Origin of the sequence: Prosthecomicrobium sp. N25, assembly GCF_037203705.1 — a bacterium.
In the GTDB taxonomy this organism is placed as follows: Bacteria; Pseudomonadota; Alphaproteobacteria; order Rhizobiales; family Ancalomicrobiaceae; genus Prosthecodimorpha.
The window spans coordinates 1,539,288-1,562,785 of record NZ_JBBCAT010000001.1 but is presented as its reverse complement, the minus strand read 5'-3'; the positions used below and the strand labels follow the sequence as shown (position 1 = coordinate 1,562,785).

Here is a 23,498-nt window from a genome sequence, read left to right as displayed (position 1 = left end):
CGGCGCCCGCCCGTCCGGGCGAGCGCCGCACAACATCCCATAACCCGATCCCCCTCCCCGTCCCGCCGCGCCCGCAGAGGGCGCGCGGCGCCGCGCGACAGCGTGAGGTCTCAGCCCCCGCATGAACACCGCCCTCCTCACCATCCAGGTTCTCAACGGGCTGCAGCTCGGCGTGATCCTCTTCCTGGTGGCGGCCGGGCTGACGCTGGTGTTCGGCGTCATGGACTTCATCAACCTGGCGCATGGCGTGCAGTACATGCTCGGGGCCTATCTCGCCGCCACCGCCGTCGCCTTCACGGGCCATTTCGGGCTGGGGCTGGCCCTCGGGCTCCTCGGCACGCTCGTCATCGGCTTCGTGCTGGAGATCCTGGTCTTCCGGCACCTGACCGGGCGGGACCACCTGGAGCAGGTGCTGGCGACCTTCGGGCTGATCCTGTTCACCACCGAGGCCGTCAAGATGGTGTTCGGGGCCTCGCCGATCGGGATGCGGACGCCCGAGATCCTGTCGGGCTCGGTGGCGATCATGCCGGGACTGCTCTATCCGGTGTGGCGGATCGCCATCATCGTCTCCGGGATCGCGGTCGCGGTCCTGCTCTGGGTGCTGGTGGCGCGGACCAGGATCGGCATGCTGGTCCGGGCAGGCTCGACCCATGCCCCCATGGTCTCCGCGCTCGGCGTCGACATCGACCGGCTCTTCATGATCGTCTTCGCCTTCGGGGCGATGCTGGCCGGCTTCGCGGGGGCGATGGCGGCGCCGATCCTGTCGGTGGAGCCCAACATGGGCGACACGGTCCTGATCCTCGCCTTCGTGGTGATCGTCATCGGCGGCATCGGATCGATCCGCGGGGCCTTCATCGCGGCCCTGATGGTCGGCCTCGTCGACACGCTCGGCCGGGCCTTCATGACCGACATCCTGAAGCTCGCCGTCTCCAACTCGGCCGCCGCCAAGGCCGGCCCGGCGCTCGCCTCCATGCTCATCTACGTCCTGATGGCGCTCGTCCTCACGGTGCGCCCGCAGGGCCTCTTCCCGGCGGAGCGGCGCTGATGGCGATGCTGGCCGCCAACGACAATGCCGGGCCGAACCGGCTGGGCCTCCTCCTCCGCTCGCCCGCCATGGGGCTGGTGCTCGTCGCCGCCCTCGCGGCCGTGCCGCTCCTGGCGCAGGCGGCCGGGCAGCCGTTCTGGACCACCATGGCGACGCGGGTCGCCATCTTCGGCCTGGCCGCGCTGTCGCTCTCCTTCGTTCTCGGCCAGGGCGGGCTCGTCAGCTTCGGGCAGGCGGCGCCCTTCGGCATCGGCGCCTATGCGGTGCTGATCGGGGCGGACCTCGGCCTCACCGACGCGTTCGCGGTCCTGCCGCTCGCCTTCGCGGCCGGGGCGCTCTTCTCGGCGCTGACGGGGGCGATCGCGCTCCGCACGCGGGGCGTCTACTTCATCATGATCACCCTGGCCTTCGCCCAGATGGGCTTCTTCACCTTCACGAGCCTCTCCGCCTACGGCGGCGACGACGGCATGACGCTGTGGTCGCGGACGACCGTCGCGGGCCAGGCCTGGCTGAAGGGGGACATGGGCATGGCCTATGCGGCGATCCTGACCCTCGGCGTCTTCCTCTTCCTCGGCCAGCGCGCCGTCGCCTCGCGATTCGGCCGGGTGTTCCGCGGGCTGAAGGAGAACGAGGGGCGGCTCGCGGCGCTCGGCTATGACGCCTACCCGTACCGGCTCGCCGCCTATGCGCTCTCGGGCGGGGCTGCGGCGATCGCCGGCGCGCTGCTGGCGAACCAGACCGAGTTCGTCTCGCCGGCCCTCATGTCCTGGCAGCGGTCGGGCGAGCTCATCGTCATGGTGGTGCTCGGCGGGCTCGGGCAGCTCCACGGGGCCATCGTGGGGGCGGCGGCCGTGATCGTCATCGAGGAGATCCTGTCGCACTGGACGGAGCACTGGAAGGCGATCTTCGGGCCGATGCTGATCCTGATCGTGCTCCTGCGCGGCGGAGGGCTGCGCCGGCTGCTCGGAGGCCGGCATGGCTGACCCGGTCCTGCAGCTCGACAACCTGTCGAAGAGCTTCGGCGCGCTGGCGGTGACGCGGAACGTCTCGCTCGAGGTCATGCCGGGCGAGATCCATGCGATCATCGGGCCGAACGGCGCCGGCAAGACGACGCTCGTCAACCAGATCGCCGGCGTCCTCAAGCCGAGCCGGGGGCGCGTCCACTTCGCGGGGCGCGACATCACCGACCTCGGGGTGGCGGCGCGGGCGCGGCTCGGGCTCGCGCGCATCTTCCAGATCACCAGCGTGGTGGCGGGCTTCACCGCACGCGAGAACGTGGCGCTCGCCGCGCAGGCGACCGCGGGCAGCTCCTTCCGCTTCTTCCGGCCGGCGGATGCGGACCGCGCCGTCGCGGAGCGGGCCGAGCGGGCGATCGCCGACGTCGGCCTCGCGCGGCGCGCCGACATCCCCTCCGCGCGGCTGTCCCATGGCGAGAAGCGCGCGCTCGAACTCGCGATGGCGCTCGTCCAGAAGCCCAGGCTCGTGCTCCTCGACGAGCCGATGGCGGGCACGGGCAAGCAGGAGACGGAGCGGCTGACGGCGCTGCTCGCCGGGCTCAAGGGCAGCCTGCCCATGCTCCTGATCGAACACGACATGACGACCGTCTTCGCGCTCGCCGACCGGGTTACGGTGCTGGTGGAGGGGGCCGTCGCGGCGAGCGGTGAGCCGGAGGCGATCCGCCGCGACCCGGCCGTGCGGCGTGCCTACCTGGGCGAGGACGCGGCATGACGGCGTTCCTGGAGATCGAGGACCTGCATGCCGGCTACGGCGAGGCCCAGGTGCTGTTCGGCGTCACGCTGTCGATCCGGGCCGGCGAGGTCGTCACCCTCATGGGCCGCAACGGGATGGGGAAGACCACCACGGTCCGAGCCGTCTTCGGGCTCCTGAGGCCAAGCGCGGGACGCGTGCGCGTCGCCGGGCGGGACCTGGCGGGCGCGCCGCCCTACCGGATCGCGCAAGCCGGGCTGGGCCTGGTGCCGGAGGGCCGGCAGATCTTCCCGCGGCTCGGGGTCGAGGAGAACCTGGTGGCCACCGCGGCGGTCCGCGGCGCGGGCGGCTGGACGCTGGACCGGGTCTATGCACTCTTCCCGCGGCTCAGGGAACGGCGGGCCAACCTGGGGACGCAGCTCTCCGGCGGCGAGCAGCAGATGCTGGCGATCGGGCGGGCGTTGATGACCAATCCTTCGCTCCTGGTGCTGGACGAGGCGACGGAGGGACTGGCGCCGGTGGTGCGGGCGGAGATCTGGGCGGCGCTCGAAGCCCTGAAGCGGGAGGGCCTGGCGATCCTGGTCATCGACAAGAATGTCGAGGCGCTCGCCCGATTCGCCGACCGGCACGCGATCCTGGAGAAGGGGACGGTGGTCTGGTCCGGGTCGAGCGCCGAGCTCCTGGCACCCGGCGGCCCAATGGAGACGCATCTCGCCTTCTGAACACTCTCGAATGTTCGCGCGGCATGACCGAGATCAGTTCCGCATCGCCGCGGACCGGTAAGGTAGGCGCTTGGCGAAGCGGGCCGGCATCCCTAGAACGGGGGCGGCGAGACCTTCCGGCTGCTTCGGCGGTTCGGAGAGGTCCATCGGGAACGGAGACGGATCGACCATGAACACGCCCCTCGTACGGCCTGCCGAGCCGATCCGCCTCGCCGACTACCAGCCGACCCCCTATGCGATCCGCACCGTCGACCTCGATTTCGTGCTGAATCCCACCGCAACCGAGGTCACGGCCGACCTGCGCCTGGAGCGCCGGGAGGGCACGCCGGCGGGAACGGCCCTCATGCTCGACGGCGACGACCTGGAACTCCTGGCGGTCGAGATCGACGGGGCGCGGCTGAAGCCGGACGCCTTCGAGGCGAGCCCGGCGCAACTGACGATCCTGGAGCCGCCGGCCGGACCCTTCACGCTCCGCGTCGTCACCCGCATCGCGCCCGAGTCGAACACCAAGCTCATGGGTCTCTACCGCTCGGGCGGCAACTACTGCACCCAGTGCGAGGCGGAGGGCTTCCGGCGGATCACCTATTTCCTCGACCGTCCGGACGTTCTCGCCGTCTACCGCACGCGGATCGAGGCGCGGCGGGCGGAGGCGCCGTACCTGCTCTCCAACGGCAACCTGGTCGAGGCCGGCGAAGTGCCGGGCACGGACCGGCATTTCGCGGTCTGGCACGACCCCTTCCCCAAGCCGAGCTACCTCTTCGCGCTGGTCGGCGGCGACTTCGACGTGCTGCGGGACAGCTTCACGACCCGCTCGGGCCGGGCGGTGAAGCTCGAGATCTATGTCGAGCACGGCAAGGCGGAGCGCGCCGCCTACGCGATGGATTCGCTGAAGCGCTCCATGCGCTGGGACGAGGAGGCGTTCGGGCTCGAGTACGACCTCGACGTCTTCATGATCGTCGCGGTCAGCGACTTCAACATGGGGGCGATGGAGAACAAGGGCCTCAACATCTTCAACGACAAGTACGTGCTCGCCAGGCCCGACACCGCCACCGACACCGACTTCGCCAATATCGAGGGCATCATCGCCCACGAGTATTTCCACAACTGGACCGGCAACCGGATCACCTGCCGGAACTGGTTCCAGCTCTGCCTGAAGGAGGGCCTGACGGTCTTCCGCGACCAGGAATTCTCCTCCGACCAGCGCTCCCGGGCGGTCAAGCGGATCTCGGACGTCAAGCTGCTGAAGAGCCACCAGTTCCCGGAGGATGCCGGCCCGCTGGCGCATCCGGTGCGGCCCGAGGTCTATCAGGAGATCAACAACTTCTACACGGCGACCGTCTACGAGAAGGGCGCCGAGGTCGTCCGCATGCTGAAGACCCTGCTCGGGCCGGAGGGGTTCCGGGCGGGCATGGACCTCTACTTCGCGCGCCACGACGGCGACGCGGCGACGATCGAGGACTTCGTGGCCTGCTTCGCGGAGGCGAACGGGCACGATCTCGACGACTTCATGCTCTGGTACAGCCAGTCCGGGACGCCGGAGCTCTCCGTCACCTCCCGTTGGGACGAAGCCGCCAAGACGGTGACGCTCGTGATCGAGCAGTCCTGTCCGCCGACGCCGGGCCAGCCGGCCAAGCAGCCCATGGTGATCCCGATCCGCTTCGGCCTCGTCGGCCCGAACGGCGAGGACATGGCCTACGAGGGGATCGAGGGAATCGAGGCGGCCGGCGACGTCATGGTGGCGACCGCGGCACGGCACGAGGTCACGATCACGGGCGTCGGCGCCCGCCCGGTCGCCTCGCTGCTGCGGGGATTCTCGGCGCCCGTGCGCCTGACCGCGAACCTGGACACGGCCGACCACCTGTTCCTGCTCGCCCACGACCCGGACAGCTTCAACCGCTGGCAATCCGCCCAGACGCTGGCCACCCGCCTCCTCGTCGATGGCACGGCCGCGCTCAGGGCCGGCCGCGCGATGGAGATCGACCCGCGCTTCGTCGAGGCGTATCGGACCGTGGCCGCAGACGACCGGCTCGACCATGCGTTCCGGGCCCTCGTACTCGGATTGCCCGGAGAGGCCGACATCGCGCGGGAGATCGGGTCCGACGTCGACCCCGACATGGTGTTCGCGGCGCGCGATCGGCTGAAGCGGGCGGTCGCCGCCGGGGCGGCTGACGCCTTCGGGGCGCTCTACCGCGACCTCGCGAGCACGGGCCCCTACAGCCCCGATGCGGCCTCCGCGGGCCGGCGGACCCTACGCAATGCGGCGCTCGACTACCTGGCGCACGCGCCCGACCCGGATGCGACCGGCCGCGTGGCGGCGCACTACCGGGCGGCCGACAACATGACCGACCGCTTCGCCGCGCTCGCGACCCTGGTGTCGCTCGGCGCGCCGGAGGCCGAGGCGGCGCTCGCCGACTTCTATGCCCGCTTCGAGGGCGACCCGCTGGTGATCGACAAGTGGTTCGCCGTGCAGGCCATGGCGCCGCTCCCCTCCACGCTCGACCGGGTCAAGGGCCTGACGCGCCACCCCGCCTTCTCGTTCTCCAACCCCAACCGTCTGCGGTCCCTGGTCACCACCTTCGCGACCGGAAACCAGACGCAGTTCGCCCGAGCGGACGGGGCCGGCTTCTCGTTCGTGGCCGACGTGGTCCTCGACCTGGACGACAAGAACCCGCAGGTGGCGGCGCGCCTCCTCTCCGCCTTCCGCTCCTGGCGGGCGCTGGAAAGCCGGCGCCGGGCCCATGCGGAGGTCGAGTTGAAGCGCATCGCCGCCAAGCCCGGGCTCTCCCGCGACGTCTCGGACATCGTCGGCCGCTGTCTTCAGTGAGGCTTTCGAGTCACGCCCCAACGCCCTGTTCCTGATGGGGGTTCGGCACCCTGGACAAGAGTCCGGGCCTGGATTCAAATCGCGGTGATTCGGGACGTTGTCGGTAGCCCGGACCACCCAACAATCTAGAAAATGAAGGGTCCTTCGATGGCATGGGCGGACGCTGCCCAGGCTTTGTCGCGGATTCGCGCGAGGCTTGAGGGCATGTTCCGTGGTGATACCCGGCTGCGCGGGCACATCCGCCTTCTGGCGGAACCTGCCTATTGCCAGCTCGTCAAGGCAGAGCCCATCCTGAAACGCTCGATCCCGATCCTGATCATCGCGTTCATCTCGTCCGTGGCGGTGTTCCGGGCGGCGGGACTGCTCGAAGAATACCATATGCGGCGGTCCCATGCCCGTGACGAGATCGTCATGACGGCGGCGAGCGTCGCCTCGGTCCTGTCGCGTCCCCAGGCCCATGCCGAGGCCGCCCGGCGGGAGCTGCAGATCCTCGCCGACACGATCCTGCCCTCCATCGGGGGCGGGCGGCGCCTGATCCTGGTCTCGGACGCACGGGGCCGTGTGGTCGAGACCTTGCCGGAAACGCCCACCTGGGAGAACCGGCCGCTCACGGACCTGCTGGGTGTCAGCCAGCCGCTGACGACGCTCGGCGCGCGGGCCGGGGTCATGGAGGTCGCCCTCACGACCGGCGACACCGCCTTCGCGGCCGTCATGCACCTGGACAACCGGGCTGGTTCCGTCGCGGTTGTGCAGACCTTCGACGCCATCTTCGCAGACTGGCGGACGAGCCTCGGCGCCAACGTGGTGATGTTCACCTTCATGGCGCTCATCCTGCTCGTGCTGACCTACGCCTACTTCGCCCAGATCGAGCGCGCCGCCGCCGCCGACGACCTGCACCGGGACACCACCGCGCGGGCCGAGACGGCGTTCCGGCGCGGGCGCTGCGGGCTGTGGGACTGGGACCTCGCCGGCGGCCGGATCTTCTGGGCCTCGTCCATGTACGAGATGCTCGGACTCGAGCCAGGAGACGGGCTGATCACCGCGGCGCGCCTCCGCGACCTGGTCCACCCCGACGACATCGACCTCTCGGCCATGGTCGCGCGCTGCCTGTCGGGTCGCACCGTGACAGTCGACAAGGCCTTCCGGATGCGCCGGTCGGACGGGGACTGGCTGTGGTTCCGGATCCGTGCCGAAGTGGCCGAGCGGCACGAGAGCGGGGCGCGGCACCTCATCGGCATCGCGACCGACATCACCGAGCAGCGCGTGATCGCGGAGCGCACCGCGACGGCGGACCTGCGGCTGCGCGACGCCATCGAGACGATCTCGGAGGCCTTCGTGCTGTGGGACGCCGACAACCGGCTGGTCATGTGCAACAGCAAGTACCAGCAGCTCCACAACCTCGACGACGAGGCGGTGACGGCGGGGACGCCCTACGCGGAGGTCATGCGGGCCGCGCGGCAGCCGATCGTGCACACCCCGATCCCGCACGAGGGAAAGCCGGAGGCGGGTGCGCGCACCTACGAGGCGCAGATCCAGGACGGCCGCTGGCTGCAGATCAACGAGCGCCGGACCAAGGACGGCGGCTTCGTGTCGGTCGGCACCGACATCACACAGCTGAAACGGCACGAGGAGCGACTGACGGAGAGCGAGAAGCGCCTGATGGGCACGGTCATGGACCTGCGCCAGTCGCGCCAGGCGCTCGAGCGTCAGACGCAGGAACTCGTCGAGATGGCCGAGAAATATGCGGGCGAGAAGCAGAAGGCCGAGGAGGCGAACCGCATCAAGTCGGACTTCCTCGCTAACATGAGCCACGAGCTCCGCACGCCGCTCAACGCCATCATCGGCTTCTCGGACATCATGCGCAGCGGCATGTACGGAGCCTTCGGGCCGGACAAATTCGCCGAATACGCCCGCGACATCCATGCGAGCGGCACCTTCCTGCTCCGCGTCATCAACGACATCCTCGACATGTCGCGCATCGAGGCCGGCGCGCTGGCGCTCGACCCCGAGGAGTTCGCCATGGACGAGATCGTGTCGGAGGCGACGCGGGTGCTCACGCCGCAGGCGGACGAGAAGCGGATCCGGGTGGAGACGGAACTGGAGGCGGGTCTGGTGTTCACCGCGGACCGCCGGGCCGTGAAGCAGATCCTCCTGAACCTGCTCTCGAACGCCATGAAGTTCACCGGCCCGGGCGGCAAGGTCACGATCCGGGCGCGCTCGGTCGGGGACGCCATCACGGTGTCGATCCTGGATTCCGGCATCGGCATCCCGCGCGAGCACATCCGGACGCTCGGCCGTCCCTTCGTGCAGGTCGCCAACCAGTTCACCAAGACCCACAAGGGCTCGGGGCTCGGCCTCGCCATCGCACGCTCGCTGGTCGAGCTGCACGGCGGCTCCATGAAGATCGCCTCGACGGTCGGGGTCGGGACCGTGGTCTCGATCCGCCTGCCGAAGGCGCCCGTCGCCCGCATCGGCCGCCACGCGGCCTGAACAGGAACCCGGACGACACTCCGCCTGCTTCTCACGATGGGAAGGATGTCTTAATCGAGTTGACGTAGGGTCATGCGCCTGAAACCCGGGACTTGGGGCATGCGGCGTCTCCTTACGTTCAGCGTGGACTGCCGTCGGGACCTTCTGCGGGGGGTCCTGAAGATCAATGCGGTCATCTTGTTTTCGACGATCGCAGCCGATATCCTCCTGCAAGCACTGTTCTTTGCCGGCTGGCCCGTGTTCTTCCGATCACTGGCGTTCACATTAGCCATCACGCTGGCCGTGATCGGACCGGTGGTTTACATCTTTGTAACCATGTTCGCTCAGCTCCACCGGGCCAATCAGCAGGTAGAACGTCTCAGCAGAGTCGATACCCTCACGGGATTGGCAAACCGCCGCGCCTTCATGGAGCGCGTCGCGAGCCATGGCGATGCCGCCTCGGCCTTCGCCATCCTGGACATCGACCTGTTCAAGCGGATCAACGACCGGCACGGCCACCCGGCCGGCGACCAGGTGCTGGAGGCGGTGGCTGCACGTCTCGGCGCGACGCTGGAGCCGTTCGGGATGCTGGCGCGCATCGGCGGCGAGGAGTTCGCCTTCCTTGGCGGTCCCGGCACGGCGGACGACATCGCACGGCAGTTGGAGGCGGCCCGCGCCGCGATCGCCGCGACGCCGATCGCCACCACGACTGGAGCAATCCCGGTCACGATCTCGGTCGGTCTCGCCTTTCGGCAGGACTTCGAGGCCGAACAGCTCTACGGGGTCGCGGACATGGCGCTCTACCAGGCCAAGACGTCCGGGAGGAACCGGATCGAAGTCGCCGGCCGCCACGCGCCGGACCGGAGCGACGATCTGATCTGGCTCGACGAGGAGCCGGCCGGAGCGGATCTGCGGACCAGCGCGGCGGCGTGACGGAGGGATCCGGGCGTTGCCACTGGCAAGAAATACAAAAGCGCCGCCCCGAAGGGCGGCGCCGGAGTCCGTGGCGGGCCGGGTTCGGCCCGGGCTCAGCCGTGCTTCTTGGCCGCCTTGGCGGCCCGGAAGGCGATGTACTCGGCGCGGGTTATCTTGCCGTCCTTGTCGGAGTCCATCTTGGCCATGCGCTTCTGGATCTTGGCTTCGACCTCGGCCTGCGTGATCGCGCCGTCGCCGTTGGCGTCGTAGCGGCGGAACAGCTTCGCCCGCTTCTCCGGCTTCGCCTTCGGCATCGTCGCGTCGATCTCGTCCTTGGTGATTCGGCCGTCCTTGTTCAGGTCGCCCTTGGCGAAGCGTTCCATCGCCTTGGCGGCGATCTCGTCGCGGCTGACCGCGCCGTCCTTGTTGGCGTCGAGCCGCTTCATGATGCGGTCCGCCTTCTCTTCCGGAGTCTTGTGGCTGGTGGCCGCAAAGGCCGCGCCGATGCCGAGCGCCGCGATCGCGGCCGAGGAGACCAGGACTTTCGAAAGCCTATTCATCGTTTCGCTTCCTCTGTTCCGCGTTCCCGGATGCCGGGGTGGATCGGTTCGGGGCCGGCGGAACGGCAGCCGCGGGAGTGCGGCGACCGGCCGAAGGTCCTCGCGCCGCCTGGCGCCGTATCCGTCCGGCCGAGACTTGATCTAGGCGCTGTTCGTGACGGAAGTTCGGCGCAATTATCGCCAGACTGCAGAAAAACGCCAGCGTCTCGAAGGCGTTCCGCGGCCATGGTGAACCGGGGCCGGAGCGGCGTGCGGAGACCGAAAAATGGGGCCGCCCTCGCGGGCAGCCCCAGTCGGGGACGAGCCAGTCCCGGGATCGGTCCGCCGCGGGGGCGCGGCGGACGAACCGAACTCACATGCGGTCGGGGCCATGCCAGGGGCCCATGCCGCCGTGGCCCATGCGGCCATGCCAGCCTTCGCGACCGCGGCCCTCGCCGAAGCCCCACATGGGCATGGCGTCGCGGGCCTCCTCCTCGGTAACCTTGCCGTCGTCGTTGCGGTCGAACAGGGCGAAGCGCTTGCGGAACGGCTTCTCGGCCTCCTCCTTGGAGATCTTGCCGTCGCCGTCGACGTCGAAGCGCTTGATCCAGCGGTCGATCATCGCCTCACGACGCTGCTTGATCATGGCATCGATCTCGCTCCTGTCGACGAAGCCGTCCTTGTTCTTGTCGATGTCCGCGAAGCGGGCGTCGGGCATGGCCAGGGCCTCCTCGGTGGTGACCGTGCCGTCCTTGTTGGCGTCGAGCCGGTTGAACATCCGGCCCATCATCTCGCCGTGCCCGTATCCCGGGCCGCCGCCCTCCGGGCCCCAGCCGTGCCCCATCATGTGCCGCCCCTCGGCGACAGCGACGCCGCCGGCCACGACCGCCAGGGCGCCCGCGCCCAGAACCACCATCGTCCAGGTCTTCATCGCAATCTCCATCTCGGCGGCCTCGGGCGCCCCCCGGGTGCCCTCCTGGTCCGCGGGCCGCGCCGAGGCCCGACCGTCGAGATGGAGCTTAGGCGTCCGGACCTTACGGCCGGCATTCGGCAGCATTAAACTTCGGTAATGCGGGGACGCCTCTCACCGGTTGGGCACGCGACCGATCAGGCGTTCGAAAGCGGCCCGGACGGCGGCCTCGGTATCCGTCAGCGTGGCGGCCAGGACCTTGAAGTCCGGCATGTCGTTCGAGCGGGCCAGGAGGTCCAGGAGGCCGCGCGGGGCCTTGGCGGGCTCGAAGGGGCCGTCGAGCGCCAGGCGGAGCACCTGGGTGAGGTGGTGGTAGAGCCGGACGGCGGGGATCAGGACCTCGGCCTCACCCCTGTCCAGGAGCCCGCGGTCGGCGAGGTGGGCCAGGGCCAGGGCCGTGTTGGTGGAGAGTACGTCGGGGTGTCGGGCCGCCGCCGCCAGCATGAGGTACTGCGCGACGAACTCGACGTCGACCAGCCCGCCCGGCGCCTGCTTGATGTCCCAGACGTCGCGGGTGCCCTTCTCGGCCTCGATCAGCCCGCGCATCTCCAGGACGTCCGCCTTGAGCTTCCGGAGATCGCGGGGGCGGACGAGCGCCGCCCGGATGGCGGTCTCGACCGAGGCGGCGAAGGCGGGCGGGCCGGCGATCACCCTCGCGCGCGTCAGCGCCATGTGCTCCCAGGTCCAGGCCTCGCTCGCGTGGTAGTCGCGGAAGCCGGAGAGCCGGGTCGCGACCGGGCCCTTGTTGCCTGAGGGGCGGAGACGGAAGTCGACGGCGTAGAGGGTGCCCTCCGCGGTCGGGGCGGAGATGGCGGCGATCAGGCGCTGGGTCAGGCGGGCGTAGTACTGTCCGGCCATCAGCGGCTTCGGCCCGTCCGACATGTCCGAGGCGGGGTCGTAGTCGTAGAGGAGCATGAGGTCGAGGTCGGAGGCGGCAGTCATTTCCCGTCCGCCGAGCTTGCCCATGGCGACGACCGCCGCCGCGCCGCCGGGGACGCGGCCGTGGACGCGCTCCATCTCGGCCTCGACGACGCGGAGCACCGTGGCGACCAGGAGGCCCGCCAGGGTCGCGTAGGCGACACCCGCCTGGGTGACCGAGAGGGTGCCGGTCAGGATGCGCACGCCGATGAGGAAGACCTGTTCCTGGCCGAAGATCCGGATCCGGTCCAGAACCTCCTCGTAGCCGGAGGCCTCGGCGAGGTAGGTGTCGAGGCGGGCACGAAGCTCGGCCTCGCCGGGCAGGGTGTCGAAGAAGGCCGGTTCGAGCACCGCATCGATGACCCGGGGCCGCCGCGACAGGATCTCGGCGAGCTTCGGGGCGGCGCCCATGATCTCCGCCAGGAGGTGCAGGAGCCGCGGGTTGGAGACCAGGATGGAGAAGATCTGGATCCCGGCGGGCAGCCGCGCGACGAAGCGGTCGAAGGCCAGGAAGGCAGCGTCGGCGTTGGCGGTCGCGGCCAGCACCTCGAGGAGCGCCGGGGTCAGCTCCGTCAGGCGCTCGCGGGCGACGGTCGAGCGGGTGGCGGGATAGCGGCCGAAGTGCCAGGCGCGGATCGCCGCCGTGACCTCGGAGGGCCTCGCATAGCCCATGCGCGACAGGGTCTCGATCGTGCCCGGGTCGTCGTCGTCGCCGGTGAAGACGAGGTTGCCCTTGCCCGAGGAGAGCTGGGGGGCGCTCTCGAAGAGGCGCGCGTAGTGGCGCTGGACAGTCTCCAGCCGGCGCCGGAGCGCGGCGGAGAAGTCGTCGAGGGTGCGGAAGCCCATCATCCGGGCAATGCGGGTGGCGCCGGCCACGTCCTCGGGCAGGGTGTGGGTCTGCTCGTCGGCGACCATCTGGATGCGGTGCTCGACGTTGCGCAGGAACAGGTAAGCCTCGCGCAGCGCGTCGCGCACGTCCTGTCCGATCCAGCCCTGGTCGACCAGCTCGTCGAGCATGCCCAGCGTCTCCCGGCCGCGGAGCCGGGGATTGCGACCGCCGGCGATGAGCTGCTGGGTCTGCACGAAGAACTCGATCTCGCGGATCCCGCCGCGGCCAAGCTTCACGTTGTGGCCGAGCACGGCGATGTCGCCGTGACCCTTGTGGGCGTGGATCTGGCGCTTGATCGAGTGGACGTCGGCGATCGCCGCGTAGTCGAAATACTTGCGCCACACGTAGGGACGGATCTCGGCCAGGAAGGCCTCGCCGGCCTCGGGGTCGCCGGCGCAGGGCCGGGCCTTGATGAGCGCCGCGCGCTCCCAGTTCTGGCCCATGCTCTCGTAATACTGGAGCGCGGCGTCGACCGACATGGCGACGGGCGTCGCGCCGGGATCGGGCCGAAGCCGCAGGTCGACGCGGAAGACGTAGCCGTCGGGCGTGCGCTCCTGCAGGATCTTCACCATCCGCTTGACCACGCGCACGAAGAGGTCGACCGCCTCGTCCGGGTCGGCGAGGCGGTCCTTCACGCGGGCATGGTCGAAGAAGACGATGAGATCGCAGTCGGAGGAGTAGTTCAGCTCGTAGGCGCCCTGCTTGCCCATGGCGAGGACGATCAGGCCCGAGCCCTTCTCGGGGTCGGCCTCGTCCAGAAGTCGCATCTTGCCGCGGGCGGCGACGTCGGCGAGGGCGGCGCGCAGGGCGGCCGAGATGGCGGCGTCGGCGAAGCGGGTCAGGGCGCGGGTCACCGCCAGGGTCGGCAGCGCGCCGGCGAGGTCCGCCAGGGCGAGGGTCAGCGCGGCCTCCTGCTTGAGAAGCCTGAGGTGCCGCATGAGCGCCGGCTCGTCCTCCACGGCCTGGCCGGCGGCGGCGATCAGCCGCTCGACCCCGGCCTCGGGCGGCGCCTCCAGGATGCGGGCGAGCCGTTCCGGGTCGCGGACCGCCAGTTCGGTCAGGTAGGGCGAGGAGCCGAGCACGCCGGCGAGGAAATCGCGGACACGCCGGTCCTCGAGGACACGGAGAAGATCGGCACCGCCGTCCTCGTCCCTGGCCCGGGCGGCGAGGCGGTCGAGGGCCAGCTTGGCGGATTTCTTCGAATCGGGGGCGAAGACTGTGGCGATGCGGTCCATCAGGCGGCCCGTCGGGCCACCGGGTTCTTCCGTTTTCGACGACCTGACCACACCCCGACTCCCGCCCGACTGCCCGGTTCCCATGCAAAGAACCGGGCGGGCGCGGGCAGGTCAAGGGTGGACGGATCCGGAACCCTCCGGGTCCGGCGGCAACTGCGAGCGCCCCGACCGCCGTCAGGCGCTGGCGGGTCCGGGGCGCCTATCGCTCGCTTCAGCCGAGGAACTCGACCTTTCCGCTGTCCAGGTCGTACCGGGCCGACACGATCTTGACCTTGCCCTTGGCGACCAGGTCGGCCACCACGGAGCTGCGTGCCGGGAGCCGAGCGGCCGTCCGGATCGCACTTTCGCGAACGGCGGCGTCGACGAAGTCCCCGCCCTTGTCCCTGACTGCCAGGGCCGCGGGAACGATCGGCTCGATCATCGGGCCGATGGAGCCCGGGAATGTCGCGTTCTTGACGACGACGTCGCAGGCCGCCGCGACGGCCCCGCATTTGGAATGTCCGAGCACGACGATCAGGGGCGAGCCGAGGACCGCGGCCCCATACTCGATGGTGCCCAGCACGGCGGTGTCGACCAGATTGCCGGCGTTGCGCGTGATGAACAGTTCGCCGAGCCCGAGGCCGCCGAACACCAGTTCGGGCGGGACACGGCTGTCCGCGCAGGAGACGATCGTCGCCCAGGGGGCCTGCCCCTTGGCGACGGCTCCCCGTTGAGCGTTCAGATCAGCCGCGCAGAGCTGGGCGTTGGCGACGAAGCGCGCGTTGCCGTCCTGCAGCCTGGTGAGCGCCTGATCGGGGGTCAGGCTCGTGCCAGCGCCGTCCGCGGCGGCGGCGGGCCCCAAGGAAAGGCCGACGCCGGCCGCGACTGCCGCGAGCCCCACGCCCGCCATTTGCAGGAACGACCGGCGTCCCAGAGCGCTTCGACACGTCTCACACATGCAGGAATTCCCTCCTCAGAATGTCTGTCGTCTGCAGCGGACCCGAACCTGACAGTCCACTGACGCCCCATATAGGTCGCACCTCAAAGGAGCAACGGTCGCGATCGAAGAATTACATCGAATTACGTTTTAGGAATTTGTGGTTCCAAAACGTAGTTCGACGCGGAGACCCGGGCCCGCATCGGCGAGAGCCAGCGTTCCGCGATGGTGTCTCGTGATCGCCGCGACGAGGGACAGGCCCAGGCCGGACCCGGGGGCGGATCGGCTGGTCTCCAGGCGCACGAAGCGGCCCAGCACCCGGGTCCGGTCCGCCGCCGGGATTCCTTCGCCGTTGTCCGCCACGCTCGCCACCACGGTGCCGCCGCTCTCCTCCACCGCGATGCGAACGGTTGGGGCGCGACCTTCCGCGCGGCCGTATTTCAGGGCGTTATCGATCAGGTTGCTGAGTGCCTGCGCGAGGAGTTCGCGATTGCCGACCACCATGGCGGGCCGGTCAGCGGCAACCGAGAGGGCGAAGCCCTGCTCGTCGGCCAGAGGCTCGTAGAGTTCGGCGACCTCGCGGGCGATGGCGGCCAGGTCGACCGGGTCCATCTCGGCCTGCTGGCTGCCGGACTCGACGCGGGCAATCATCAGGAGGGCGTTGAAGGTGCGGATGAGGGCGTCGGATTCCTCGATCGTCGCCTCCAGGGCGGCGCGGGCACGCGCGGGGTCGTCGGGGCCGGAGAGCGCCTCCTCGACGCGGTTGCGCAGCCGTGTCAGCGGGGTCTTGAGGTCGTGCGCGATGTTGTCGGAGACCTCCTTCAGGCCGCGCATGAGGTCGTCGATCCGCTCCAGCATGCCGTTGAGGCTCTGGGCCAGGCGGTCGAACTCGTCGCCCGTGCCGGTCACGGCGAGGCGGCCGGAGAGGTCGCCGGCGATGATCTTCGCGCTCGTCGCCGAGACCTGGTCGATCCGGCGCAGGACGCGGCGCGAGACGAACCACCAGGTGACGACCGCCAACACGACCATGACGATCATGATGGCCCGCACGGCGCGGCCGAAGATCTCGCGGAACTGCTCGCGTTCGCCGAGGTCGCGGCCGACCAGGGCGCGGAAGCCGCCGTCGAGCGTCATCACTCGCACAAGGGCGACGTGCCGGCCCGCGCGGTCGCCGTCGACGCGCGAGTAGCGGATCGGCCGGGCGGCCGCGGACGCGTCGTCCAGGATGGCGGGCGGAATGTCGGCGATGTTGCCGGCGAGGATGTTGCCCGAGAAGTCGCTGAGGAGGTACAGGCTGGCTCCGGGCGAGCGGCTCTTCTGGTCGATCGTGGTCAGGAGCCGCCGGATGCCGCCGACCTGGAACTCGTAGTCGAGCTCCTGGATCTCCTCGTCGATGGTGTCGCGGATCTGTCGCGTGAGCAGGTCGGAGGTCGAGCGGGTGATGTAGGCGACCAGGAAGACGGTCGCGACCGAGAAGACGACGAGATAGACGAGCGAGAGCCGGAAGGCCGTCGTCCGGAGGAAGCGGCCGAGGGGGCCGAAGCGGGTCATCGGCCGGGATCGCGGATCATGTAGCCGGCGCCGCGCACCGTGTGCAGCAGCGTCCTCTCCTGGCCCTTGTCGACCTTCGCGCGCAGGCGGGACATGTGGACGTCGATGACATTGGTCTGCGGGTCGAAATGGTAGTCCCAGACGTTCTCGAGCAGCATCGTGCGGGTGACGACCTGCCCGGCGTGCTTCATCAGATACTCGAGCAGCCTGAACTCGCGGGGCTGGAGGGGCACCTCGATGCCGGCGCGGGTGACGGCGTGGGACAGGCGGTCGAGGACGAGGTCGGCGACCTTCAGCGTGGTCTCCACGTCGCCGGGACGGCGGCGGCGGCCGAGGGCCTCCACGCGGGCGAGGAGTTCGGTGAAGGCGTAGGGCTTGGCGAGGTAGTCGTCGCCGCCGGCCCGCAGGCCCTTCACGCGGTCGTCGACCTGGCCGAGGGCGGAGAGGATGAGCACCGGCGTGTCGCGCCCGTCGCGCCGCAGGCCCTCCACGATGGAGAGGCCGTCCCGCTTCGGCAGCATGCGGTCGACGACGAGGACGTCGTAGTCCTCGTTGCGGGCCATGTGCCAGCCGTCCTCGCCGTCCGCCGCATGGTCGGCGACGTGGCCGGCCTCCTTCAGGGCCTTGACCAGGTAGGCGGCCGCCTCGCGGTCGTCTTCGATGATGAGAATCCGCATGGGGGAGACTCTAGGCGGACCGGCGCCCTCCTCCAAGGGCATGCGGGAGGAAGGCTGCGGCGGCGGACCGGGTGTGTCCGCCGCCGCGCCGGACCCCGGCGCCGGGGGTGGGGGCGGAAAAGCGCCGGGGGCGTGCCGTCCCGCGCCATCCGCGGGACGGGAGCGGAAGATCAGCCGGCGACCGGCAACGGCACGAAGCGGGTCTGCTCGCCGCGCTTGACCCGGGCGAGGACCGTCTTGCGGCCGTCGGTGCGGGCGGAGCGGATCGCATCCGTCATGTCGCGCGGCGTCGCGACGGTGCGGCCCTGGACCTCCAGGATGACGTCGCCCACCTCGATGCCGCGGCTCGCCGCCGGCCCGTTCGGGTCGACGCGGACGACCGCGACGCCGCGGTCGCCGGAGCCGACGTCGCCGGCCGGCGCGACCGCGAGGCCGAGGTCGGCGAGCGACGCGGGGGCGCCGTCCGTGCCGCCGCCGCGGCGGTTGTTCGCCTCCCGCGGGGTCTCGGCCGGCAGCTTGCCGAGCACGACGGTGACATCCTGCTCCTTGCCGCCGCGCAGGACCGTGATGCGCACGGAGGCGCCCGGGTCGTAGTCGGCGATGGTGCGGGCGAGATCGCGCGGGTTGCGCACGGCCTTGCCGTCGACGGCCAGGATGGCGTCGCCGGAGCGGATGCCGGCCTTGGCGGCGGGCGAGTCCGGCTGCGGCTCGGAGACGAGGGCGCCGCGGGCGTCCTTCAGGCCCAGGCCGTCCGCGATGTCGCGGTTGATCGGCTGGATCTGGACGCCGAGCCAGCCGCGCACCACCTCGCCGTTGCGCTCGAGCTGGGCGATCACCCGCTCCACCGTCGCGGTCGGGATGGCGAAGCCGATGCCGACCGAACCGCCGGAGGGCGAAAAGATGGCCGTGTTCACGCCCACCACCTCGCCGGCGAGATTGAAGGTCGGCCCGCCGGAGTTGCCGCGGTTGATCGGGGCGTCGATCTGCAGGAAGTCGTCGTAGGGACCGGCGCCGATCTCGCGTCCGCGGGCCGAGACGATGCCGGCCGTCACGCTGCCGCCGAGCCCGAAGGGATTGCCGACGGCGAGGACCCAGTCGCCGACACGGATGTCGGTACGGGCGAAGGAGACGGTCGGGAAGGTCCGGCCCTTCTCGTCGATCTGGACGACCGCGACGTCGGTCTTCTCGTCGGAGCCGATCACCTTGGCGCGGTACTCGTTGCCGTCGTTGGTGACGACGGTCACCTCCTTGGCGCCCTTCACGACGTGGAAGTTGGTGACGATCTTGCCCTCCGGGGCGATGATGAAGCCCGAGCCTTGGGACATCACGCGCTGCATCGGGGGTCGCTCGTTGCGGCCGCGCTGACCGGGCATGTTGCGCTCGCCGTATTCGCGGAAGAAGCGCTCGAGCGGGTTGCCCTCCGGGAGGTCCGGCAGGCCCTGGACCATGTTGGGGGCCTCCTGCTCGCCCTGCACGCGGATCGAGACCACGGCCGGGGCGACCCGGTCGACCACGTCGGCGAACGAGAAGGTGTTGATGGCGTGCCCGTTCTGCGGGGCGGTCGGGGCCGTGACGGCCTGGGCGCTCGCCGGGGGAACGGCGGTGAGGACGCCCTCGGCGGCGAGAGCGCCGACCATGCCGAGCGACAGCACGCCGGCGAGGAGGGCCTTGCGCTTGCCGGCGAGAATGCCGGCGGCGGATTTCACTTGGTCGATCATTGCGGAGTCACTCCGTCCAATCGGGGTTCATCTCTGACGCGGCCGGCGCCCTCTTGGCCTGGGCGTGCCGCTGATGACCGACAAGATGGAGGTCGCCGCCTTAACGTGCACTGTCGGGCGGATTAAATCTTCGTAATGTCCCGTATGCGGTCGACAGCTCAGGATCCGGACAGGAGATCGTCGAGCCGCTTCCTCTCGTCCTCCGATAGGACCGCATCGGCCCCCTGGGCCGGACGGCGGCGGCGGGAGGCGGTCACAACCGCGAGGGCGCCGAGGCCGAGGACGACGAAGGGGGTCAGCCAGAGGACGGCGGTCTCCCATTCGAAGCGGGGCTTCAGGAGCACGAACTGGCCGTAGCGGTCGACCAGGAACTCCTTGACGGCCTCGTTGCTGTCGCCGGCCTTGAGGCGATCGCGCACCAGCACCCGCAGGTCCTTGGCGAGCGGGGCGTCCGAATCGTCGATGGACTGGTTCTGGCAGACCATGCAGCGGAGTTCCGCCGAAATCTCGCGGGCCCGCCTCTCGAGGGCCGGATCGGGGAGGATTTCGTCGGGCTGGACGGCCCGGACCGGCCCCGCCGCGGCGGCGGCGAGCGCGGCGGCGAGGACGATGCGGCTGAGGAGGGCCGTCATTCGGCGGCTCCGGCGGCGATCCTCGGCGCCGGCCGCGCCGGGGTCGGGGCGCCGACGCGCAGGCGGCGGTCGGCGAGCGACAGGAGGCCGCCGAAGGCCATCACGACGCAGCCGTACCAGATGAAATTGACGAGCGGCTTCCAGTATATGCGCACTGCCACGCCGCCGTCCTGCTGGGCGTCGCCGAGCGAGATGTAGAGGTTGGAGGTGTAGAGGTCGAATTGGGCGATGGCGGCTTCGGTCGTCGGCATCTGGCGGGCCGGGTAGAAGCGCTTGGCGGGGCGCATCACGGCGACGACCCGGTTGCCGTCCCGGACCGTGAAGAGGCCGCTCTGCTCCTGGTAGTTCTCCATCTGGCGGGGGCTGGTGCCCTCGTAGGTGACCTGGTAGCGGGCGATCGAGACCGTCTCGCCCGGCTTCAGGGCGACGATGCTCTCCACCTTCCAGGCGCTCTCGGCGACGACGCCGAGGACGGTGAGGCCGATGCCGATGTGGGCGATCATCATGCCCCAGGCGGAGCCCGGCAGGCCCCTGGCCCGGCGGAGCGAGACATCGAGCGGCTCGGCGAAGAGCTTGACGCGATAGGCCGTCTCGGCGAGCGCGCCGGCTATGAGCCAAACTGCGAGACCGACCCCGAAGGCCGCCAGGACCGGCCCGCCGCGCGTCGCCCACCAGGTCGCCACGATGGCGGCGGCGGCGAGCGCGAAGGCGACGGACAGCCGCTGGGCGGCGGCGAGCAGGTCGCCGCGCTTCCAGGCCAGGAAGGGCCCGATCGGGACGGCGAGCAGGAGCGGCAGGATCAGGGGCCCGAAGGTCAGGTTGAAGAAGGGCGCTCCGACCGAGATCTTGTCGCCGTTGATGGCCTCGAGGGCGAGCGGGTAGAGCGTGCCGATCAGCACGGCGGCGCAGGAGGCGGTCAGGAACAGGTTGTTGAAGACGAGCGCGCCTTCGCGGCTGATCGGGGCGAAGATGCCGCCCTGCGTCAGGGTCGAGGCGCGCCAGGCGAAGAGCGCCAGCGACCCGCCGATGAAGAGGACCAGGATGGCGAGGATGAAGACGCCCCGGGCCGGGTCCGTCGCGAAGGCATGCACGGAGGTGAGCACGCCGGAGCGGACCAGGAAGGTTCCGAGCAGCGAGAGCGAGAAGGTCAGGATCGCCAGCAGGATCGTCCAGACCTTCAGGGCGTTGCGCTTCTCCATGACGATGGCGGAGTGCAGCAGCGCCGTGCCGGCCAGCCAGGGCATGAAGCTGGCGTTCTCGACCGGGTCCCAGAACCACCAGCCGCCCCAGCCGAGCTCGTAGTAGGCCCAGTAGGAGCCCATCGCGATGCCGAGCGTCAGGAAGATCCAGGCGGCGAGCGTCCAGGGCCGGACCCAGCGGGCCCAGGCGGCGTCGATGCGCCCGTCGATCAGGGCCGCGACCGCGAAGGCGAAGGAGATCGAGAAGCCGACATAGCCGAGGTAGAGGAGCGGCGGGTGAACGGCGAGGCCGAAATCCTGCAGGATCGGATTGAGGTCCCGGCCCTCGAGGGGCGCCGGGTCGAGGCGGGCAAAGGGATTGGACGTCGTCAGGATGAAGAGCAGGAAGGCGCTCGCCACCCAGGCCTGGACGGCGAGGACATTGGCCTTCAGGGACTCCGGCAGGTTGCGGCCGAAGGCGGCGACCAGGGCGCCGAAGAGGGCGAGGATCAGCACCCACAGGAGCATGGAGCCCTCGTGGTTCCCCCAGACGCCGCTCACCTTGAAGATCAAGGGCTTCAGGGAGTGGGAATTCTCGGCGACGTTCAGGACCGAGAAGTCCGAGACCAGGTAGGCATGGGTCAGCAGGCCGAAGGCGATGCCGACGAAGAGGAATTGCGCCAGGGCGGCGGGCGCGGCGACCGCCATCAGCTGAGCGTCCCGGGTGCGGGCCCCCCAGATCGGCAGGACCGATTGGACGACGGCCAGCGCGAAGGCCAGCACCAGGGCGTAATGTCCGATCTCGACCAGCATGGCTTCCGTCCGTCCTCGAGCGGGGCCGGCGGCCCCTTGCGCGTCCCGCGGCCCCCTCGGCCGCCAGGACGCCTCACTTCTTCGCCTGGGTCTCGCCTTGCCAGTGCCCCTGTTTCTTGAGGCTCTCGGCGACTTCCTTCGGCATGTAGTTCTCGTCGTGCTTGGCGAGCACGCTGTCGGCCCGGAACAAGCCGTCCGGCCCGACCTTGCCCTCGGTGACCACGCCCTGGCCCTCGCGGAAGAGGTCCGGAAGGATGCCGGTGTAGGTGACCGGGATCGAGGCGACCGTGTCGGTCACCTCGAAGCGGACCGTGGTGCCGTCTCCGCGCTTCACCGACCCTTCCTTGACGAGGCCGCCAAGGCGGATGCGCTGGTCGGGCGGCAGGGTCTTGGCGAGCACGTCGCTCGGGCTGTTGAAGAACACGATCCGGTCGGTCAGCGCGTAGGCGACGAGCCCCGCGGCGAGCGTCAGGACGGCGCCGGCGGTTCCGATCAGGGTCAGGCGTCTCTGCTTCCTCGTCATCGCTCCTCGCAGGGGCCGTCCGGCGGCGCCGGCAGCGGCTCCCCTCCCCTCGTCTCCATGCGGGACCGTCCGCCCGGGCCGACGCCCGGACCCGTCCCGCTCCTCACAGGGCCAGCCCCAGCCCCTTCGACACTTCCTCGATGCGCGCCCGGTCCGTGGCGTTCGCCCCCACGGCCGCCAGCGCCTTGCGGGCGGCGTCGCGGGCCTCCTCGGTACGGCCGAGGACGGCGAGCGAGCGGATCAGGCGGGTCCATTCCTCGACGCTGCCGCCGCCGGCGGCGAGCCGCTCGCCGAGGCGGGCGACCATGCCCTCGATCATGGCCTTGCGGTCGGCCGGCGGCATGGACTCGGCGGCCGCGACCTCGTCGGCTCCGGGACCCGGCGCCTGGGCGGACGGCGGGGCCTTGGGCGCGGAGGGCGGCAGGCCGGCCGCGCTCTCCGCGGCAGCGAGCTCGCGCCGGGCGGGTTCGAGCCAAGGCTCGTCTCCCTTGGCGGCATCGACGATCGCCTTCCAGGCCGCGACCGCGTCGGCGTGGCGACCTTCCTGGGTGAGGGCGAGGGCGAGATACATCCGGGACGGGACCTGGCCGGGGTCGGCCTCGACCGACCTCTGGAAGGCGTCGCGGGCCTCCGCGGTGACGACGCCGCCGGCGGCGGCCGTCAGGGCCATGCCGTGGCCGAACTGCCGGCGCGCATCGGACCCGAGCAGCCGGATGGCGTTGCCGTAGGCGCGGGCGGCGTCGGCTGGCCGGTTCAGGCGCATGTAGACCGGGGCGAGCACCTCCCAGCCCTGCCCGTCCTCGGGCTTCTGGGCGAGGTGCGCCTCGACACGGGCGACCAGGTCGTCGATGGTCTGCTGGTCGGGGGCCCGCGCGAGCCGCGTGGCGAGCGGCTGGTCCGGCAGGTCGGGCTGGCCGAGGGAGAGGTAGAGGCCGAGGGCGACGGCCGGGACGGCCACCACCCCGGCGCCCGCGGCAACCCACCCGCGTCGGCCGGCGGAACCGCCGGCGGTCTCCTCGGCGTTGCGCGCCGACTTCAGCAGCCGCCGGGCGATCTCGGTACGGGCGGCATCGGCCTCCGCCGGAGCGATCAGGCCACGATCCAGGTCGCGGTCGACTTCGGCGAGCTGGTCCTTGTAGACGTGGACGTCGTTCGCCTCCGCCCCCGCGGCCCGCCGGGCGGCCCGCGAGGCGGGCGCCAGGACGGCGAGCGCCGCAAGGGCAGTCATGGCAGCGAAGACGATCCAAAGGAGCATGT

General features: G+C 70.5%; 18 protein-coding genes. 7 read left to right on the top strand and 11 right to left on the bottom strand.

What is annotated here, in order from left to right:
- Positions 1–121: 121 nt before the first annotated feature.
- The 7 genes from WBG79_RS07090 (at position 122) to WBG79_RS07060 (ending at position 9,700) form a co-directional block, all read left to right on the top strand.
- Positions 122–1,045: a branched-chain amino acid ABC transporter permease gene (locus tag WBG79_RS07090; protein WP_337356408.1), complete on the top strand. Its 924-nt coding sequence runs from the start codon at positions 122–124 to the stop codon at positions 1,043–1,045.
- Entirely contained in the window at positions 1,045–2,028 is a 984-nt protein-coding gene (locus tag WBG79_RS07085) for a branched-chain amino acid ABC transporter permease (protein WP_337356407.1), read from the top strand. The genes WBG79_RS07090 and WBG79_RS07085 overlap by 1 nt, the downstream gene beginning before the upstream one ends.
- Complete coding sequence (locus WBG79_RS07080) at positions 2,021–2,773, top strand: ABC transporter ATP-binding protein (protein ID WP_337356406.1); 753 nt, start codon at positions 2,021–2,023, stop codon at positions 2,771–2,773. Before WBG79_RS07085 ends, WBG79_RS07080 begins: the two co-directional genes overlap by 8 nt.
- On the top strand, positions 2,770–3,474 hold the full coding sequence (locus tag WBG79_RS07075) for an ABC transporter ATP-binding protein (RefSeq protein WP_337356405.1): 705 nt from the start codon (positions 2,770–2,772) through the stop codon (positions 3,472–3,474). The genes WBG79_RS07080 and WBG79_RS07075 overlap by 4 nt, the downstream gene beginning before the upstream one ends.
- Before the next feature lie 169 nt (positions 3,475–3,643).
- Positions 3,644–6,298 (top strand): aminopeptidase N, encoded by a 2,655-nt coding sequence (pepN, locus tag WBG79_RS07070; RefSeq protein ID WP_337356404.1) that lies wholly within the window; start codon positions 3,644–3,646, stop codon positions 6,296–6,298.
- Positions 6,299–6,502: 204 nt separating this feature from the next.
- A complete protein-coding gene (locus tag WBG79_RS07065; protein WP_337356403.1) occupies positions 6,503–8,788 on the top strand; it encodes a sensor histidine kinase in 2,286 nt (761 codons plus the stop codon).
- Between the two features lie 99 nt (positions 8,789–8,887).
- The gene (locus WBG79_RS07060) at positions 8,888–9,700 is read left to right on the top strand and encodes a GGDEF domain-containing protein (protein ID WP_337356402.1); all 813 of its coding nucleotides are present in this window, start codon (positions 8,888–8,890) and stop codon (positions 9,698–9,700) included.
- A 95-nt stretch (positions 9,701–9,795) separates the two neighbouring features.
- On the opposite strand, the gene WBG79_RS07055 is transcribed toward WBG79_RS07060, so the two are convergent.
- The 11 genes from WBG79_RS07055 to ccmI all read right to left on the bottom strand — a co-directional run bounded on the left by WBG79_RS07055 (position 9,796) and on the right by ccmI (position 23,496).
- The gene (locus tag WBG79_RS07055) at positions 9,796–10,242 is read right to left on the bottom strand and encodes an EF-hand domain-containing protein (protein WP_337356401.1); all 447 of its coding nucleotides are present in this window, start codon (positions 10,240–10,242) and stop codon (positions 9,796–9,798) included.
- Between the two features lie 352 nt (positions 10,243–10,594).
- Positions 10,595–11,152, bottom strand: coding sequence for an EF-hand domain-containing protein (locus WBG79_RS07050; RefSeq protein WP_337356400.1), 558 nt, complete (start codon positions 11,150–11,152; stop codon positions 10,595–10,597).
- Positions 11,153–11,305: 153 nt separating this feature from the next.
- Complete coding sequence (locus WBG79_RS07045) at positions 11,306–14,233, bottom strand: bifunctional [glutamine synthetase] adenylyltransferase/[glutamine synthetase]-adenylyl-L-tyrosine phosphorylase (RefSeq protein WP_337356399.1); 2,928 nt, start codon at positions 14,231–14,233, stop codon at positions 11,306–11,308.
- A gap of 211 nt (positions 14,234–14,444) precedes the next feature.
- A complete protein-coding gene (locus WBG79_RS07040) occupies positions 14,445–15,122 on the bottom strand; it encodes a carbonic anhydrase (RefSeq protein ID WP_337356398.1) in 678 nt (225 codons plus the stop codon).
- Positions 15,123–15,299: 177 nt separating this feature from the next.
- Positions 15,300–16,700: an ATP-binding protein gene (locus tag WBG79_RS07035; protein ID WP_337356397.1), complete on the bottom strand. Its 1,401-nt coding sequence runs from the start codon at positions 16,698–16,700 to the stop codon at positions 15,300–15,302.
- A complete protein-coding gene (locus WBG79_RS07030; protein WP_337356396.1) occupies positions 16,697–17,377 on the bottom strand; it encodes a response regulator transcription factor in 681 nt (226 codons plus the stop codon). Before WBG79_RS07030 ends, WBG79_RS07035 begins: the two co-directional genes overlap by 4 nt.
- A 170-nt stretch (positions 17,378–17,547) precedes the next feature.
- Positions 17,548–19,095 carry a Do family serine endopeptidase gene (locus WBG79_RS07025; RefSeq protein ID WP_337356395.1) on the bottom strand — a complete coding sequence of 516 codons (1,548 nt, stop codon included), beginning with the start codon at positions 19,093–19,095 and terminating at the stop codon, positions 17,548–17,550.
- A 158-nt stretch (positions 19,096–19,253) separates the two neighbouring features.
- On the bottom strand, positions 19,254–19,727 hold the full coding sequence (locus WBG79_RS07020; protein WP_337356394.1) for a cytochrome c-type biogenesis protein: 474 nt from the start codon (positions 19,725–19,727) through the stop codon (positions 19,254–19,256).
- The gene (locus tag WBG79_RS07015) at positions 19,724–21,718 is read right to left on the bottom strand and encodes a heme lyase CcmF/NrfE family subunit (protein ID WP_337356393.1); all 1,995 of its coding nucleotides are present in this window, start codon (positions 21,716–21,718) and stop codon (positions 19,724–19,726) included. The genes WBG79_RS07020 and WBG79_RS07015 overlap by 4 nt, the downstream gene beginning before the upstream one ends.
- 73 nt (positions 21,719–21,791) lie before the next feature.
- Positions 21,792–22,241 carry a cytochrome c maturation protein CcmE gene (gene ccmE / locus WBG79_RS07010; RefSeq protein ID WP_337356392.1) on the bottom strand — a complete coding sequence of 150 codons (450 nt, stop codon included), beginning with the start codon at positions 22,239–22,241 and terminating at the stop codon, positions 21,792–21,794.
- A gap of 103 nt (positions 22,242–22,344) precedes the next feature.
- Entirely contained in the window at positions 22,345–23,496 is a 1,152-nt protein-coding gene (ccmI, locus tag WBG79_RS07005) for a c-type cytochrome biogenesis protein CcmI (protein ID WP_337356391.1), read from the bottom strand.
- Between the last annotated feature and the right edge of the window lie 2 nt (positions 23,497–23,498).

What these genes read in the sequence shown, in the direction of transcription:
- WBG79_RS07090 (WP_337356408.1), top strand. Translation starts at nt 122, where the DNA reads ATGAACACCGCCCTCCTCACCATCCAGGTTCTCAACGGGCTGCAGCTC.
- WBG79_RS07085 (WP_337356407.1), top strand. Translation starts at nt 1,045, where the DNA reads ATGGCGATGCTGGCCGCCAACGACAATGCCGGGCCGAACCGGCTGGGC.
- WBG79_RS07080 (WP_337356406.1), top strand. Translation starts at nt 2,021, where the DNA reads ATGGCTGACCCGGTCCTGCAGCTCGACAACCTGTCGAAGAGCTTCGGC.
- WBG79_RS07075 (WP_337356405.1), top strand. Translation starts at nt 2,770, where the DNA reads ATGACGGCGTTCCTGGAGATCGAGGACCTGCATGCCGGCTACGGCGAG.
- pepN (WP_337356404.1), top strand. Translation starts at nt 3,644, where the DNA reads ATGAACACGCCCCTCGTACGGCCTGCCGAGCCGATCCGCCTCGCCGAC.
- WBG79_RS07065 (WP_337356403.1), top strand. Translation starts at nt 6,503, where the DNA reads ATGTTCCGTGGTGATACCCGGCTGCGCGGGCACATCCGCCTTCTGGCG.
- WBG79_RS07060 (WP_337356402.1), top strand. Translation starts at nt 8,888, where the DNA reads ATGCGGCGTCTCCTTACGTTCAGCGTGGACTGCCGTCGGGACCTTCTG.
- WBG79_RS07055 (WP_337356401.1), bottom strand. Translation starts at nt 10,242, where the DNA reads ATGAATAGGCTTTCGAAAGTCCTGGTCTCCTCGGCCGCGATCGCGGCG.
- WBG79_RS07050 (WP_337356400.1), bottom strand. Translation starts at nt 11,152, where the DNA reads ATGAAGACCTGGACGATGGTGGTTCTGGGCGCGGGCGCCCTGGCGGTC.
- WBG79_RS07045 (WP_337356399.1), bottom strand. Translation starts at nt 14,233, where the DNA reads ATGGACCGCATCGCCACAGTCTTCGCCCCCGATTCGAAGAAATCCGCC.
- WBG79_RS07040 (WP_337356398.1), bottom strand. Translation starts at nt 15,122, where the DNA reads ATGGCGGGCGTGGGGCTCGCGGCAGTCGCGGCCGGCGTCGGCCTTTCC.
- WBG79_RS07035 (WP_337356397.1), bottom strand. Translation starts at nt 16,700, where the DNA reads ATGACCCGCTTCGGCCCCCTCGGCCGCTTCCTCCGGACGACGGCCTTC.
- WBG79_RS07030 (WP_337356396.1), bottom strand. Translation starts at nt 17,377, where the DNA reads ATGCGGATTCTCATCATCGAAGACGACCGCGAGGCGGCCGCCTACCTG.
- WBG79_RS07025 (WP_337356395.1), bottom strand. Translation starts at nt 19,095, where the DNA reads ATGATCGACCAAGTGAAATCCGCCGCCGGCATTCTCGCCGGCAAGCGC.
- WBG79_RS07020 (WP_337356394.1), bottom strand. Translation starts at nt 19,727, where the DNA reads ATGACGGCCCTCCTCAGCCGCATCGTCCTCGCCGCCGCGCTCGCCGCC.
- WBG79_RS07015 (WP_337356393.1), bottom strand. Translation starts at nt 21,718, where the DNA reads ATGCTGGTCGAGATCGGACATTACGCCCTGGTGCTGGCCTTCGCGCTG.
- ccmE (WP_337356392.1), bottom strand. Translation starts at nt 22,241, where the DNA reads ATGACGAGGAAGCAGAGACGCCTGACCCTGATCGGAACCGCCGGCGCC.
- ccmI (WP_337356391.1), bottom strand. Translation starts at nt 23,496, where the DNA reads ATGCTCCTTTGGATCGTCTTCGCTGCCATGACTGCCCTTGCGGCGCTC.